Source organism: Kitasatospora sp. NPDC048286 (assembly GCF_043201735.1).
Taxonomy (GTDB): Bacteria; Actinomycetota; Actinomycetes; order Streptomycetales; family Streptomycetaceae; genus Kitasatospora.
On the sequence record NZ_JBICZE010000009.1, the window covers coordinates 281,646 to 295,545 of the forward strand.

The 13,900-nt window shown below is 73.8% G+C and carries 11 protein-coding genes and 3 pseudogenes; 6 read left to right on the forward strand and 8 right to left on the reverse strand.

From position 1 onward, the window contains the following. Positions 1-373 precede the first annotated feature (373 nt). The 3 genes from ACGF13_RS23390 to ACGF13_RS23400 all read left to right on the forward strand — a co-directional run bounded on the left by ACGF13_RS23390 (position 374) and on the right by ACGF13_RS23400 (position 3,103). Positions 374-1,348 carry an NAD-dependent epimerase/dehydratase family protein gene (locus ACGF13_RS23390; protein WP_392878088.1) on the forward strand — a complete coding sequence of 325 codons (975 nt, stop codon included), beginning with the start codon at positions 374-376 and terminating at the stop codon, positions 1,346-1,348. A gap of 263 nt (positions 1,349-1,611) precedes the next feature. Further along, positions 1,612-2,034, forward strand: a complete 423-nt coding sequence (locus tag ACGF13_RS23395) for a hypothetical protein (RefSeq protein WP_392878090.1) — start codon at positions 1,612-1,614, stop codon at positions 2,032-2,034. 103 nt (positions 2,035-2,137) lie between these two features. After that, positions 2,138-3,103 (forward strand): hypothetical protein, encoded by a 966-nt coding sequence (locus tag ACGF13_RS23400; RefSeq protein WP_392878092.1) that lies wholly within the window; start codon positions 2,138-2,140, stop codon positions 3,101-3,103. A gap of 12 nt (positions 3,104-3,115) precedes the next feature. Here the strand turns inward: ACGF13_RS23400 and ACGF13_RS23405 are convergent. From ACGF13_RS23405 to ACGF13_RS23420, 4 genes and pseudogenes are all read right to left on the reverse strand, one after another. Further along, positions 3,116-3,571 (reverse strand): annotated as a pseudogene (locus ACGF13_RS23405) (aldo/keto reductase); the annotation flags it as partial. Positions 3,572-3,610: 39 nt separating this feature from the next. Continuing rightward, entirely contained in the window at positions 3,611-4,882 is a 1,272-nt protein-coding gene (locus ACGF13_RS23410; RefSeq protein WP_392878213.1) for an RNA-guided endonuclease InsQ/TnpB family protein, read from the reverse strand. Between the two features lie 137 nt (positions 4,883-5,019). Then, a complete protein-coding gene (locus tag ACGF13_RS23415) occupies positions 5,020-5,622 on the reverse strand; it encodes an SUKH-4 family immunity protein (RefSeq protein WP_392878093.1) in 603 nt (200 codons plus the stop codon). Between the two features lie 642 nt (positions 5,623-6,264). Continuing rightward, positions 6,265-6,816, reverse strand: a pseudogene (locus ACGF13_RS23420) (TerD family protein); the annotation flags it as partial. 168 nt (positions 6,817-6,984) lie between these two features. On the opposite strand from ACGF13_RS23420, the gene ACGF13_RS23425 reads away from it, so the two are divergent. Beyond that, positions 6,985-8,253 carry a pyroglutamyl peptidase gene (locus tag ACGF13_RS23425; RefSeq protein WP_392878095.1) on the forward strand — a complete coding sequence of 423 codons (1,269 nt, stop codon included), beginning with the start codon at positions 6,985-6,987 and terminating at the stop codon, positions 8,251-8,253. 100 nt (positions 8,254-8,353) lie between these two features. Here the strand turns inward: ACGF13_RS23425 and ACGF13_RS23430 are convergent. Continuing rightward, positions 8,354-8,488 (reverse strand): annotated as a pseudogene (locus ACGF13_RS23430) (inorganic diphosphatase); the annotation flags it as partial. Between the two features lie 109 nt (positions 8,489-8,597). On the opposite strand from ACGF13_RS23430, the gene ACGF13_RS23435 reads away from it, so the two are divergent. Further along, positions 8,598-9,404 carry a hypothetical protein gene (locus ACGF13_RS23435; protein ID WP_392878097.1) on the forward strand — a complete coding sequence of 269 codons (807 nt, stop codon included), beginning with the start codon at positions 8,598-8,600 and terminating at the stop codon, positions 9,402-9,404. A gap of 110 nt (positions 9,405-9,514) precedes the next feature. Then, positions 9,515-10,591: a restriction endonuclease gene (locus ACGF13_RS23440; protein WP_392878099.1), complete on the forward strand. Its 1,077-nt coding sequence runs from the start codon at positions 9,515-9,517 to the stop codon at positions 10,589-10,591. 111 nt (positions 10,592-10,702) lie between these two features. Here the strand turns inward: ACGF13_RS23440 and ACGF13_RS23445 are convergent, their stop codons facing one another. From ACGF13_RS23445 to ACGF13_RS23455, 3 genes are all read right to left on the reverse strand, one after another. After that, entirely contained in the window at positions 10,703-12,568 is a 1,866-nt protein-coding gene (locus ACGF13_RS23445) for a CocE/NonD family hydrolase (RefSeq protein WP_392878101.1), read from the reverse strand. Then, a complete protein-coding gene (locus tag ACGF13_RS23450; protein WP_392878103.1) occupies positions 12,565-12,990 on the reverse strand; it encodes a cupin domain-containing protein in 426 nt (141 codons plus the stop codon). The genes ACGF13_RS23445 and ACGF13_RS23450 overlap by 4 nt, the downstream gene beginning before the upstream one ends. A gap of 93 nt (positions 12,991-13,083) precedes the next feature. Beyond that, positions 13,084-13,872, reverse strand: coding sequence for a Mut7-C RNAse domain-containing protein (locus ACGF13_RS23455; RefSeq protein ID WP_392878105.1), 789 nt, complete (start codon positions 13,870-13,872; stop codon positions 13,084-13,086). Between the last annotated feature and the right edge of the window lie 28 nt (positions 13,873-13,900).

Here is a 13,900-nt window from a genome sequence, read left to right on the forward strand (position 1 = left end):
ATCGTCAAGTTGGGCCTTCCGCCCGACCTCGTGAGGGAGTTCGTGAGCGGCGAAAAACCGCCATCGTTAACGGGAGCTTAAAGGGCCTTCACACAAGTTCGCCGGGAAACAAGGAACTTTGACGGCCCATCAGGCGTTTCGAGGCCGTCGCGACCCCCGCCCCCCACTCCCGCCATCGGGCAACCTACCAGCGACGACCGCTCCGGCGCGTCCCCACCCCCGTCAACGGTCGCGGCCACGGGCCGTCGGGCGTCGAACACAGTTCCCACCGGAACCACACACACCGATCCCGGCTCACGCACCCCACCCACAACTCGGGTAACAGCCGGACTCCGATTGGCACCGCCACACCACGGACTGGCACGATGTCAGGATGCGCATTCTGGTCATCGGCGGCACCCGTTTCATCGGTTTCCACTTCGCCGAGGCGGCCCTTGCCGCCGGGCACGAGGTCACGCTGCTCCACCGGGGCCGCTCCGGCGCCGGACTGCTCCCGGACGCCGAGCACCTGATCGCCGACCGGGACGACGACCTGTCCGCGCTGCGCGGCCGCAGCTGGGACGCCACCGTCGACACCTGCGCCTACTTCCCGCGCCAGGTGTGGAAGTTGGCGGCCAACGTCGGCCCCGGAGCGGCCGGGCGCTACCTGCTGGTCTCGACCCTCTCCGTCTACGACGAGCCGGCCGCCCCCGGCTACGCCGAGGACTCCCCGCTGCTGCCCTCCAACGGCCCGGAGGCCGAGGAGGTCACCGCCGCGACGTACGGCGTCCTCAAGGCCCAGTGCGAGCGCGCCGCCCGGCAGGCCTTCGGCCCGGAGACGCTGCTGGTGCGCCCGACGTACGTGATCGGCCCCCGGGACTACACCCACCGCTTCGACTACTGGGTGCAGCGCCTCACCCGCGGCGGAGAGGTGCTCGCCCCGGGCCGGCCGGACGCGCCGCTCCAGGTGGTCGACGCCCGCGACCTCGCCGCCTGGATGCTCGCCCTCCTCGAACAGGGCGCCTCCGGCCCCTACCACGCCGCCACTCCCCCGCCGTTCGGCATGGGCGACCTGCTCGACGCCGTCGCCTCGGCGGTCGCCCCGCCCGGCACCACCCTCACCTGGGTGGACGAGGACTTCCTGCGCGCCACCGACGTCCCCGACCGCGCGCTCCCGCTGTGGCCCGCCAACCCGGCGGTCCGTGCCACCAGCACCGCCGACCCGGCCGCCGCCCTCGCCACCGGGCTCGTCCTCCGCCCGGTGGCCGAAACCGCCCGCGACATCGAGCCGTTCGAGCCCCAGCCGGAGACCCTCGCCCCCGACCGGGAGGCCGAACTGCTCGCCGCCTGGCACGCCCGGCAGGCCTGACGCCCGTTCAGCCACCGGCGGGCCGACCGCCGCCCCGCGGCAGCCGGCCCGGCCCCGGCCCGGACATCTCCCGGGCCGGGGCCCCACGGCGTGCCCGCACCCCGCGGCGCACTGCCGCGCGCGGCGATAGCGCCCCCGAGAGCGGCACGCTATCCATCTTTTGACACCCGACGGGGCCGGTACTGGATAGGCCCCGCTTTCGAATCCCCACAGACTCAAGGGCAGCCGGAAACCCTCCGGTTCACCCAACGGAAGGCAGTGGGATGAAGAAGAAGCTGGCAGCCGCCGCCCTGGCCGCGGCCACCCTCGGCACGGTGCTCCTCGGCGCCGCCACCCCGGCCCTCGCGAGCAGCGGCGGCTGCATCGCGGGCGACGCCTGCCTGTACTACAGCCCCAACCTGCAGGGCGCCTTCTTCGGCAAGGGCGAGGACGGCAACTACGACGGCTACTTCGGCGGCGGCGGTGCCGGCAACGGCCAGCCCGTGATGAACAACGCCGCGTCCGTGAAGAACATGGACAACAACTACAACCTCTACGTGCACTACCGCGAGTACAGCCTCCGGGACACCGGGCCGAACCAGTACGTCCAGGCCGGCCACTCGGCGAACCTGGGCACCGTGTGGTGGTCCGGCGTCTACATCGACATGCGCAACAACAACCACTCGCAGAGCTGGGAGCACATCTAGCCCTGACCGGGTGCCGGGCCCCCGCCCGCCAGGGGTCCGGCACCCGTCCGGCCGTCATCGACCGACCGCACCACCCCGCGAGCCGGCCCCGAGGAGCCCCGCCATGACGTCCCGCCGCCGCAGCCGTTCGCTGCCGGCCCTGCTGCTGATCCCCCTGGTCCTCGCCGCCGGCTGCGCCTCCGGCCCTTCGGGACCCGCCGCCGCCCCCGTCCCGCCGCCCGCTTCCCTCACCCCGATGGACCCGCCGCCGGTCGGCGACACGCCCCGGCTGAGCCAGGTGGCCGACCGGACGCTGCCGATCGAGTCCTACCTGCTGAGCAGGGAGGACTACCGGCAGTACCACGCGGCGGAGGCCGTTCTGGTCACCCGCTGCGTCCGGGGCTTCGGCCTGGACTACACCCGGCCGACCGGCGGCGGAGCGCCGTCCAGGACCCAGACCACCCACCGGTACGATCCGGTCGAGCTCGCCGACGTCTCCGTGAACGGCTACCACTCGCCCGACCCGTCCGACGGGAAGAAGCCCGCCGATGGGCCCACGCTGAGTCCTGACGTCAACACCGTGCTCGGCAGTGGCCTCGGGACGGACGGGAAGCCCGCCCCCGGGACGGCCTCCTCGTTCCGGGGGAAGGAGCTGCCGCCCGGCGGGTGCATCAGCGCCGCACAACAGGAGCTGATCGCGCACGGCGGCACCGGCGGGGACGCCGACGTCGCGGTGGGGATCAACTTCGAGGGCTTCGAGCGTTCGAGGTCGGACCCGCGGGTCAAGGCCGTCTTCCGGGACTGGTCGCGCTGCATGGCGGAACGGGGCCACTCCTATGCCACCCCCGGGGACGCCCTGAAGGACCCCCGGTGGGGGGCGAACACCAGGCCGTCCGCCGAGGAGATCGCCACGGCTACCGCGGACGTCCGGTGCAAGGAGCGGACCAACGTGGTCGGGGTCTGGTTCACCGTCGAGACCGCCTACGAGAACGAGCTGATCCGCCTCCGCCTGCCGGAGCTCACGGCGGCGAAGGCCGGCAACGACGCCATGCTGGCGACCGCCCGGGCCGTGACCGCCGGACAATCCTGACTCCGCCGGGGCTCAGCCCGCCAGCGGCGGGTTGAGCCGGGCGAAGGCCTTCTGGCGGCGGTACGGGAAGTACGGGTACGGCGCGGTACGGGCGCTCGCCGCGTCCAGCCGGGCCACCTGCTCCTCCGTCAGGGACCAGCCGACCGCGCCGAGGTTCTGGCGCAGCTGCTCCTCGTTGCGGGCGCCGATGATGACCGAGGAGACGGTCGGACGGCGCAGCAGCCAGTTGATCGCCACCTGGGGGACGGTGCGGCCGGTCTCGGCGGCGACCTCGTCCAGTGCGTCGACCACCCGGTACAGCAGCTCGTCCTCCACCGGCGGTCCGTAGTCGGCCGTGTCGTGCAGCCGGCTGCCGTCCGGGAGCGGCTGCCCGCGGCGGATCCTCCCGGTGAGCCGGCCCCAGCCGAGCGGGCTCCAGACCAGGGCGCCGACGCCCTCCTCCTCGGCGAGCGGCATCAGTTCCCACTCTTGACGTCCTCTCCCGGTCAGTGGCGGGAGGGTCCAACGTTACGCGGAGTGCGCACAGCTGGTGGTTGACGCTTCATTGCCATCGTGGAGAGGGCTCAGCAGTCCTGACACCGCCCGTCCGGCGGCGTGTTCGATGTTGCGTGCGGCGTTGGTGTCCGCGTTTGCGGTGTACCCGCAGCCGGGGGCCCGGCAGGCGAAACGGGCCTGGGTCTGCCGGTTTCCGGGGCAGGTGAACCCACAGGCCGAGCAGCGCCGGGAGGTTCCGGCAGCGGGCACTTTGACCAGGTGCCCGCCGCGGTCGGCGAGCTTGTACGCCAGCAGCTCGACGGTGCGGCCCCAGGCCTCGGCGGCGATGACGCGGTTGAGCCCGGCCTTCTGCCGCACGTTCTTGCCAGGGTGGCCGGTGGTTCCCCTGGCGGACTTGACCATGTTGGTGACGGCCAGGTCTTCCACGGCGATGACGGTGAAGGTGTCGGCGAGTTCGGTGGTGGTGCGGTGCTGCCAGTCGGCGGCTCGACGCTTGGCTGTCGCGCGGTACCGGGCGATCTGGTCATACGTACGGGCGAGACGGTTGCCGCTCTGCTCGCCGGGCTTGCGGATTCTGCGTTGGCGCGCGGCCTTGCGTTCCAGGCGGATGAGGCGCTTGCGTTCGCCGTCGGTGAGCCACGGGCCGTGCTCACGGTTCGATCCGTCGGACAGGGCCAGCGGGACTACGACGCCCCGATCGATGCCGACAATCCGACCGGTGCTCTTCGGGTGGACGTCGTCCACGAGGGTCTCGGTGCGGAAGACGATGTGCCAGCCGTGGGCCTCCTTCACCAGCCGCGCACCCGTCACACGCCCGGCGGGACCGCTTCTCGTGACACCGGGCAGGTCCTTGGTCCAGCGGAACCGGACCAAGCCGACCTTGGGTATCCGGCACCGCCCCCACCGGCGGCTGACACGCTTGATCTGCAAGTCCCGGCCCTGCGGCACGTCCACCGACATCCGCGAGCGGATCCGGGACTTGAAGTTCGGAGCGCCGGCGCGCCCCTCCCAGCAGTTGACCCACGCCCGGTGGTACTGCTTCAACACCTGCTGCGCCGCCTGCGCGGGAAGTGCGGCCAGCCACGGCAGATCCTTGCGGGCCTGTCGGATGTGCTGATCGGCGAGAGCCAGGGACGCGCGGCGCAGCAGGCATTTGCCGGTCATCGTCCACCAGTCGTGCAGCAGGTTCCACATCGCCCGCGCAGCATGCCCCTGCTCGTCTAGGGCAATGACCTGCTCGGGCGTGAGGCCGAGCAGGGCTTTGTATCCACGCTGGCGCTTCATCAGATCCACCGTCCAGTCCGGTTCCCGACGATGGCCAAGCTAGCGGACAGCACTGACACTGATGTCGGCACTCAGATTCCAGTGGCCGAGACTCAGCACTGGCTGACGCCCCATTGAGCCGTCCCGACCGGGAAGGATCAGTCCTCGTACTCGTCGCGCAGGTTCTCCAGCAGGCCCGACCAGAGGTCCGACTCGTCCGGCCCCTGCCCCAACTCCTGGACCAGCGCGGCGAACTCGTCCAGCGCGGCCTTGGCGTCCCCGTCGCGGATCCGCTCCTCCAGGCGGGCCAGCAGCGCCAGCGCGCCGACCAGCCCGGGCAGCGAGTCGGCCGCCCAGCCGCCGTAGCCGTCCCCGTGGTCCCAGCCGTCCGGGTGGTAGATCCGTACGGTGCCGGTGTCGCCGGACACCATCAGGTGCCGCTCGTGGAACGTGCCGACGCAGTACCCCCAGTTGCTCGGCGGGGTGTCGTCGTCCGGGGTGCGCTCGCCGAACAGCTCGTCCAGATCCGCCTCCCACATGCCGCGCTCGGGCAGGCCGGTGGCGTCGAAGCCGAGGAAGTCCAGCTCGACGGCCGGGACGCCGACCTCGGTCAGGAACGCCCGGGCGGCCTTCGACGTCAGCCGCTCGGGCAGCGCCCCGGGCTCTGGCCGCCACAGCGTGCCGGGGCCGAAGCAGGACTCCAGCCAGGCGGCGGTGGGGTTCCCGGCGGCGGCCGGCAGCTCGGCATCGGGCGTGGTCATCGGTGGGTCTCCCCCGGTCGGAACGGTGCTCTGCCGCCATTGAAGCGCACCGCGCCGACAGCCGGGACAGGCCCTCTAGGCCGCCGGGGAGGATCCCCGGCGGCCCGAGCGCAGCCGCGGCCTGACGGCCTAGAAGAAGCCGTCGTCCTCGTAGTAGTTGTTGACGACCACCTGGGGGTCGTCGTCGAAGGCCTCGTTCAGCAGCGCGCCGCCGACCAGGCCGGCCGCGCCGGCTCCGATCAGCGCGCCGGTGCCGAAGCGCTGCCCGCCCTGGGCCTGCTGGCCGGGCAGCTGCGGCTGGCCCTGCTGGACCGGCTGCTGGACCGGCTGGGGGTAGCCGGCCTGCGCCGGGGTGTAGAACGGCGGGACGTTGGTCTGCACCCGCTGGGCGCAGGCCACGCAGGCCTCGATCTGGCGCGGCACGCCCCACTGCGGCGACCAGTACACCGCCGTGGTGCCGGCGCCGTGCGAGGGGTCGAAGAAACACGTCACGGGAAAGCTCCCTGGCTGGGTCGGGGGAACGGCGGGTACGGCGGCGGTCGGCACCGGGGCCGTGACCGGCGCGGCCGGGGCGACCGGCGCGACGGGCGGCTTCACCGGCACGGGCGGCGCGACCGGCGCGGCGGCGGGCGCCGGCTGCAGGACGTCCACCCCGAAGTCGGTGGCGATGCCCGCGAGCCCCGCGGCGTACCCCTGCCCGACCGCCCGGAACTTCCAGTCCGCGCCGTGCCGGTACAGCTCGCCGAACACCATCGCCGTCTCGCTGCCGCCGTCCGACACGATGTCGTACCGGGCCACCTCGGCGCCGCCGTCCGGGTCGAGGACCCGGATGTGGGCGCCGCGGACCTGCCCGAAGGACTGCCGCCGCTGCGCCGCGTCGTAGATCGCCACCGCGAAGACGATCTTCTCCACCCCGGCGGAGACCTCCGCGAGCTGGACCTCGATCTGCTCGCGGTCGGAGCCGCCGCCGGAGCCGCCCTGGTGCCGGACGGAACCGTCCGGGCTCTGCAGGTTGTTGAAGAAGACGAAGTGCTGGTCCGAGGCGACCTTCCCGTCCGCCCCGCAGAGCAGCGCGCTGGCGTCCAGGTCGTACCCCGCCCCGGCCGTCCAGCCGAGACCCACCCGGACCACCCTCAGCCCGGGGGCCTGCCTGCCCAGGGAGACGTTGCCGCCCTTCGTCAGGGCCACGCTCATGGAACTTCCTCCACCACCGTACGAGTACCGCTGTTCTTCCACGACAACGCTGTAGAACTCGCGGCGGTTCCCGGTCGAACCGTCAGCTTTCCGTCAGGGCCGCAACAGTGCGAGGTACGGCGCCGACACTCTGGCGGGCCGTAAGGTCTGGACCTATTGTCAGCGGACATGACATGTCTACGCCGCGCCGCGGGACTGGCCGCCGCGCTCACCGGAACGCTCGCCGCCCTGCTGACCCCGGCCGCCGCCCAGGCCGCACCGGCCGCACCGGCCGGCTGCCGCACCTCGGCCACGGTGCCGTCGGACGCCGAGCAGGCCCGCCTCCAGGACGCCCGTACGGCCGGTTTCACCGAGCGCTCCGGGCTGGGAGAGCTGCTCGGGGCCTTCCCCTCCGCCCTGTGCGCCGCCCGCGACGCCCGGCAGGCCGAGCGGGTGGTCACCACCTGGGGCCGGACGCTCTGGCAGGCCGGACTGGACCGCGCCCAGGGCCGGCGGCCGAGCGGCGAACTGCCCGCCAGGGACGACCGCCCGCTGTACTGGACCAGGCTCGCGATGACCGTCCGGCTCGCGCAGTGGCAGCCCCGGTTCGACGTCGACCACGCCGCCCTGCGGGCCCGCGTCGAGGACGCCTCGCGCGGCCTCGACGACGGTTTCGACTCCGCCCCCGGCGTCCGGCGGATCTTCGTCAGCGGCTTCGACCCGTTCGGCCTGGACGCCGAGCCGCGCCGCGCCAACCCCTCCGGCTCGGCCGTCCTGCAGCTGCACGGGCAGCGGATCACCCTCGCCGACGGCAGCACCGCCGAGGTCCGGGCGGTCGTGCTCCCCGTGCGCTACCGGGACTTCGACGAGGGCATCGTCGAGCGCGCCTTCACCCCGCACCTGCGGCCGGGCCGGCAGTCCGCCGACCTGATCACCAGCATCAGCCAGGGCTACCCGGGCAAGTTCACCCTGGAGGAGTGGGCCGGGCGCGCCCGCTCCGCCGACCCGGCCACCGACAACGCGGCCGCGCTCTCCGGCGGCACCACCCGGCACCCGGTGGACGCCCCCGGCCTGGCCGCCGGGCCGCAGTTCGTCCGCACCACCCTGCCGACCGACGGCATGAGGGCCGTCCAGCAGCCCTTCCCGGTGCTGCTCAATACCTTCGTCACCGAGATCCCGGCCGGTGCCACCGACCCCGTCTTCCGGCCGGACGGCCCCACCCCCGGCTCCCGCGCGGTCTCCGGTGGCGGCGGCGGATACCTGTCCAACGAGGTCGCCTACCGCTCCAACCGGCTGCGCACGCTCCTCGCCCCGGGGCTGCCCGGCGGGCATCTGCACACCCCGGTCCTGACCGGCCTGCCGGCCGACCCGAGCCTGCTCACCGCACCGGAGTTCGAGCAGAACGAGGCCGCGATCGGCGACGAGGTGCGGGCGATCCTGAGCACCGCCCGGCTCTGACGGCGCCTCCGGGGCGGGCGGTGGGAACCGGCCCGCCCCGGGCGCCCGTTCAGGCCGGGCCGGCGAAGCGGGCGGCCGCCGCGCGGGCGCGCGACTCGGCGATCTCGGCGTAGTCGGCGGGGTAGGCGGTGGCCGTGAAGAGCATGCGGTCCAGGCGGATCCGGCCCGCCACGAAGTCCGTCACGTACGTGTTCCGCGACCCCTGAGGGATCTCGATCATGACCTCGAACTCCACGTCGAACGCCACCGCGGCCTCCTCCTCGGTTTCCGGGGGAATTGTCGGCCGTCCGGACGGCCACCGAAAGCACCCCCGCCGTTCAACCCGCCCCACTACCATCCGGCGCATGGGGAGCTGGCGGGTCACGGTCCTGGATCACCGTCGCCGCGCGGGCGGACGCCCGCAGGGCCTTCCGGAGGGGCCGCTGGCCCGCCGGGACGGAACGGAGCTGCACGTCCGGGACGGCGGGCTCGTCCGCGTCGACGCCACCGGCGGGGAACGCTGGCGGCGGCCCTGCCCGGGCCGTCCGAACGCGGCGCACCTCTCGGCCGGCCGGGCGCTGGTCACCACCGACTCCTTCGGCTACACCGCGCCTGGCCCGGCCCTGCTGCTGGACCTCGCCGACGGTGCCGCCCTCGCGGAGCTGCGCGGCGAGCGCGGCGCGGCCCTCGGCGGCGGCCGCTTCCTGCTCGGGTCGGCGGGCCGAGGCGCCTTCGACACCCGGGCGTACGACCGGGACGGCACCCTGGTCGACTCCTGGCCCAGCTACGGCCACTATGTGGTCGGCGGCGCCCTGCGGGTGGTCGAGACGGACCGCCGCCACCCCACCGGAAGCCGGGTGGTCCGGCTGCTGCCCGGCGGCCGGATCGAGCACGGCCCGCTGCTGGCCGACCCGCAGGCCCCGGCGCCGCTGGTACTGCCGGACGGCACCCTGCTGGTGCTGGACGCGGGCGTGCTGCGCGCGGTCGGCCGGGACCTGGACGACACCGTACTGGCCGAGCTGCTCCCCCTCGCCCCGGAGGACCGGCCGCGCCACACCGGCTCGCTGCACCGCACCGCCGACGGCCTCGCCGTCACCCTGGTCGAGCGCCACCCGACCCGGATGGGCGTCTACACCACCCACGCGTGGACCCTCGGCCTGCACGCAGGCTAGCCTCCAGATCTCGATTGTGCGGCGGAACTGACGGCCCGACATCCCTTCGTCCACGATTCCTCTACGGTGACGCCTGCAACAACCGTCACCATGCAAGAGGGGGCACGCCCATGTCCCGGAGCCGGAAGCTCCACCGCCTCAGCAACCCCGACGTCGACGAACGCCGCGCCCAGCGCGCGCTGTTCCGTCACCTCCGCGACGACACCAACGCCAACCGCGGCCGGATGGCCAAGCGCGTCCGCGAGCTCCAGCTGCTGCTGGCGATGGACCCGGTCGAGTTCGAAGGCCTCATCGCCCGGCTGATGGAGGCGATGGGCATGAAGGTCGAGCTCACCTCCCGGTCGCGGGACGGCGGGGTGGACGTCCGCGGCATCGACCCGGACCCGTTCCGCGGCGGCAACGTCATCGTGCAGGTGAAGCGGTACCGGGACACGGTGGCGCCGTCCGCGGTGCGGGACCTGTACGGCACGCTGCGGCACGACCGGGACGCGACCAAGGCCGTCCTGGTCACCACCAGCAAGTTCGGCCCCAGCTCGCACCAGTTCGTCGCGGGCAAGCCGGTCAGCCTGATCAACGGCGCCGAGCTGGTCGGGCTGCTCAAGCACCACGGCTTCCACGAGGTGTTCGCGGCCCTCCAGGACGGGGACTCCGCCGAGGCCGACGCCCTGGACGGGCTGCCCGCCATCGAGGTGGCCGCCGAGCCCTCGCGGCTGCTGCTGCACTGGACCGGGGAGGAGGAGTACGACATCGCCGCCCTGGTCTGCACGGGCAACGTGGCGCTCTCCGACGACCACCTGGTGTTCTACAACAACGCCTCGACGCCGGACGGTTCGGTGCGGCTGGTGACCGGCTACGGCGACGCGAACGCCTGTCTGATGGTCGACTTCGACGCACTGCCCGCCGAGGTCGACCGGCTGGTCGTGATCGCCGCCGCCGACACCGAGAACCACCCCGGGGCCACCATGGGCGGGTTCGCCGGGCCGGCGCTGATCCTGGAGGCCGGCTCCGGGCAGGACGCGGCCGTGGTGCACCTGGCGGACGGCGCGGAAACCAACACCGCGATGCGGCTCGGCCGGTTCGACCGCGAGCCCTCCGGGGACTGGGAGTTCACGCCGGCGCTCGCCGGGTACCCGGGCGGGCTGCGCCAGGCCGTGACCGCCTACGGCCTGGAGGTCGTGGACGCGTGACGGGGCGGGGCGTCCGGTCGCCGACAGGACGCCCCGCTTCGCGAACCCGACGCTTCGCGCGTCTCGACCGTTGCGCCTCAGCGCTTCGCGCGTCTCGGCACTTCGCGGACCTCAGTGCACGACCGGCAGTTCCAGCACCGACCCCTGGTCCCCGCCCCAGCCGATCCGGTAGTCCGCCCGCCCGTCGGCCGGCAGCAGCTGGAAGGAGTCCGGGTTGGCGGCGGCGACGGTGAGCCTGATCCGCTCGCCGGAGCGGAACAGCGCCGAGACGGGCTGGAGGTCGATGGTGACGCGCTGGGCGCTCCCCTGCGGGAAGTCCTCGGCGTCCTCGGCCGCGTAGCTGCGCGGCGTGCGCAGCCGGCGCCAGTCCGGGTTGTCCGAGCGGTCGGCCACCGCCCGGCTATCCAGGGCGAGTTGGCCTTCCGTCAGGTACGTGACCCGGCCGTCCGGCGCGACGTCCTCCAGGTAGACGTGCAGGGCGCCGCGTGCCGAGCCCGCCAGTCCGGTGACGTCGAGGGTGACCTTGCCGTTGCCGGTGACCCTGGTGTCGGCGGTCAGCGGCGCCGTGGTGTAGCCGAGCAGCTTGGCGTCGACGACGGCACGGTCGGGGTAACTGACCTCGTCGCCGCTGAGGTTGGTGTTCCAGCGGTCCAGCGGGCCGGTGCCGGCGGTCGGGTCGAGGTGCAGCGGGTCAAAGCCGCGGCGGTGGTCGTCGGCCCGGCCGGCGAGCGTGCCGCCCGCGCCGAGGTGGAACCGCTGGGTGCGGGTGCCTGGCACCGGCCAGCGGGTGGTGGTGCGCCAGACGCCCTCGTTGAAGGTGTAGTAGTGCACCTGTCGGCGGCCGTCGGGGCGGGCGTCGCCGCGCACGTAGCGGTCGAAGAAGTCGAACACGCGCCGGTCGTTCTCGTCGTGTTCCCGCTCGGTGAGCGGGCGGGCGGGCTGGAACGGGTCGGCGAGCCACCCGGCGCCGTGGTTCCACGGGCCGATCCAGACGTCCTGGGTGTTGGACAGACCGGTGAACTGGGAGAGCGTCCCGTTGGCGGTGCCGGCGTCGAGCCAGCCGGCCCGGGTCAGGACGGGCACCCGGCCGTCCTCGATCGCCTCGGTCCGTTCGCCGACGCTGCCGACCGTCCAGCTCTTCGGTCCGTCCCGGTAGTCGCGGCGGACGCCGGTGTGCGCCATCTCGACGAGGTTGGCGTTGTCCGCGTGCTCGGCGCGGGCGGCGGCGAGCAGGGCCGGCCCGTCGGGGCCGTCGACCGGCCGGGGCTGGAGCCCGGTGAGGCCGACGTCGGCGCAGAGCTTCCGGGTCCGCTCGTCGGTCTCGCAGGTGGTGCCGCCGGCCTGGTCGAAGACGCGCAGCAGCAGCGCGTACTGGGCGATGCGCGGTTCGATGAGCACGCCGCCGGGGCGGACCAGGTCCTCGTACGGGTCGAAGTCGTAGGAGATCGGGGCGGCGGCGGTGATGTGGTGGTTGCCGAGGGCGGTGGCGAGCATCGCGGTGTCGCCGCCGTAGGAGATGCCGGTGGTGCCGACCCGGCCGTTGGACCAGGGCTGGGCGGCGATCCAGTCGCCGAGCGGGCCGCTGTCGGCGGTCAGGTCGGCGCCGAGTTCGGAGGTGAGGGTGCCGAAGGAGGCCCCGGTGCCGCGCAGGTCGGCGGTCACGAAGGCGTAGCCGCGGGCGGTCCACCACTGTGCCTCGCCGCTGACGCCGTCGCTCTGACCGGCGCGGACCCTCGCCCGCCAGTAGCGGTTGGTGACCAGCACGGTGGGCAGTCGGGCGCCGGCCCGGGTGCCCTCGGGGAGGTGGACGTCGACGGCGAGGCGGACCCCGTCCGGCATCGCCACGTAGAGCGACCGCCGCGGTGGCTCGGCGGGGCCGGCGGGCGTGGCGGCGGCCGCCGGGGCGACCGAGAGTCCGAGCACGGCGGCGGCCGCGAGCAGCGCCGCCAGCGGGCGGCGCGGCAGCCCCCGCCTCATCGGACGGTCGCCTTCCAGGGGCCTTCCTCCGGGCGTGCCTCGCGGTCCGTGCCGGGCCAGGGCGGCATGGTGACGGCGGTGATCCGCAGCGGCCCGTCGGAGTCCTCGTCCGCCCGGAACTGGAACGCGGTGCCCAGCGGTATCGACACCGCCGTTCCGGGCGCGAGCCGTACGGTCTCCTCGCGCCCGCCCTGGCGGCGCCACAGCTCGCCGCTGCCCGCGGTGACCTGCCACAGCTCCTGCACCGTGGCGTGCGACACCGCGTGGGTCACCTGGCCGGGGGTGAGCGTGAAGACCGCGAGGCTCCCGGATCCCTCCAGCACCAGCAGCGGGCGCACCTCGGCCCCGTCCGGGGCGGTCACCACCTCGGCGTCCCCCACGTCCGCGGTGCCGAAGGGCTGGTGCCCTGTGTGATGTCCCATGTGACGACCTGGCCTCTCATCCGAGTGAGTAGCGTGGTCTCGTCCCCCACCGTCGATGGGATCACGGGCCCCCGGCCGTCCGCCAGGGCGCGGCTACCCTGAGACGACCCCGATCCGGCCCCGGCCCTCCCCGGACTCCTGGCCTCCTCCCGTGGTCGGATCGGCTCCGAAGTCGCGCACCGCCTCGGTGACGATCGCCTCCAGGCGGGCGTGGTGGGCGCCGCGCCAGTAGGCCTGTCCGCAGTCGGCGCACTGGGCGAAGACGTCGTAGGAGCGCTCGGTGCCGTCCCGCAGTTGCTCGCGCACCGAGGTCTTGGTGGCCGGGTGCAGCGTGCCGTTGCAGGCGGTGCAGCGGCTCCAGGGGGCGAGCGGAGGCGCGAAGCGGGAGAGCACGTCGCGCAGTTGCTCGGCGGGGCGGTGGCTGTAGACGTAGGCGCCGGCCCACAGTTCGCGGCGGCGCAGCAGGCCGCGGTCGCGGGAGAGCATGATCCGCTGCTCGGCGGCCGAGCGGGCGGCCAGGGCGGCGTCGCCGATGTCGGGGTTCTCGTACGCGGCGTCCACGCCGAGCAGGCGCAGCCGGCGGGCGAGGGTGCCGAGGTGGACGTCCAGCAGGAAGCGCGCCGGGGCGGGCGAGCGCTGCGGCCTGGTGACGGCCCGGACGGAGATCTCCTCGCCGTCGGCCGGCACGTGGGTGTCGGGCACGGCCCGGCCGTCCACCAGCAGGGCGCCGACCTCGGTGAGCGGGACGCCCAGGGACTCGACGACGTGGCCGAGGGTGGAGGTGCCGTCGGTGCGCAGCGCGGTGCTGCCGGCCCGCCGGGGCGCGGAGACGAAGAGGTGCAGCTCGGGGGCGAAGTCGAGGCTGATCTGGGGTCGGTCCACGCGGCCAGCATGCCAGCGGGCGGCGGGC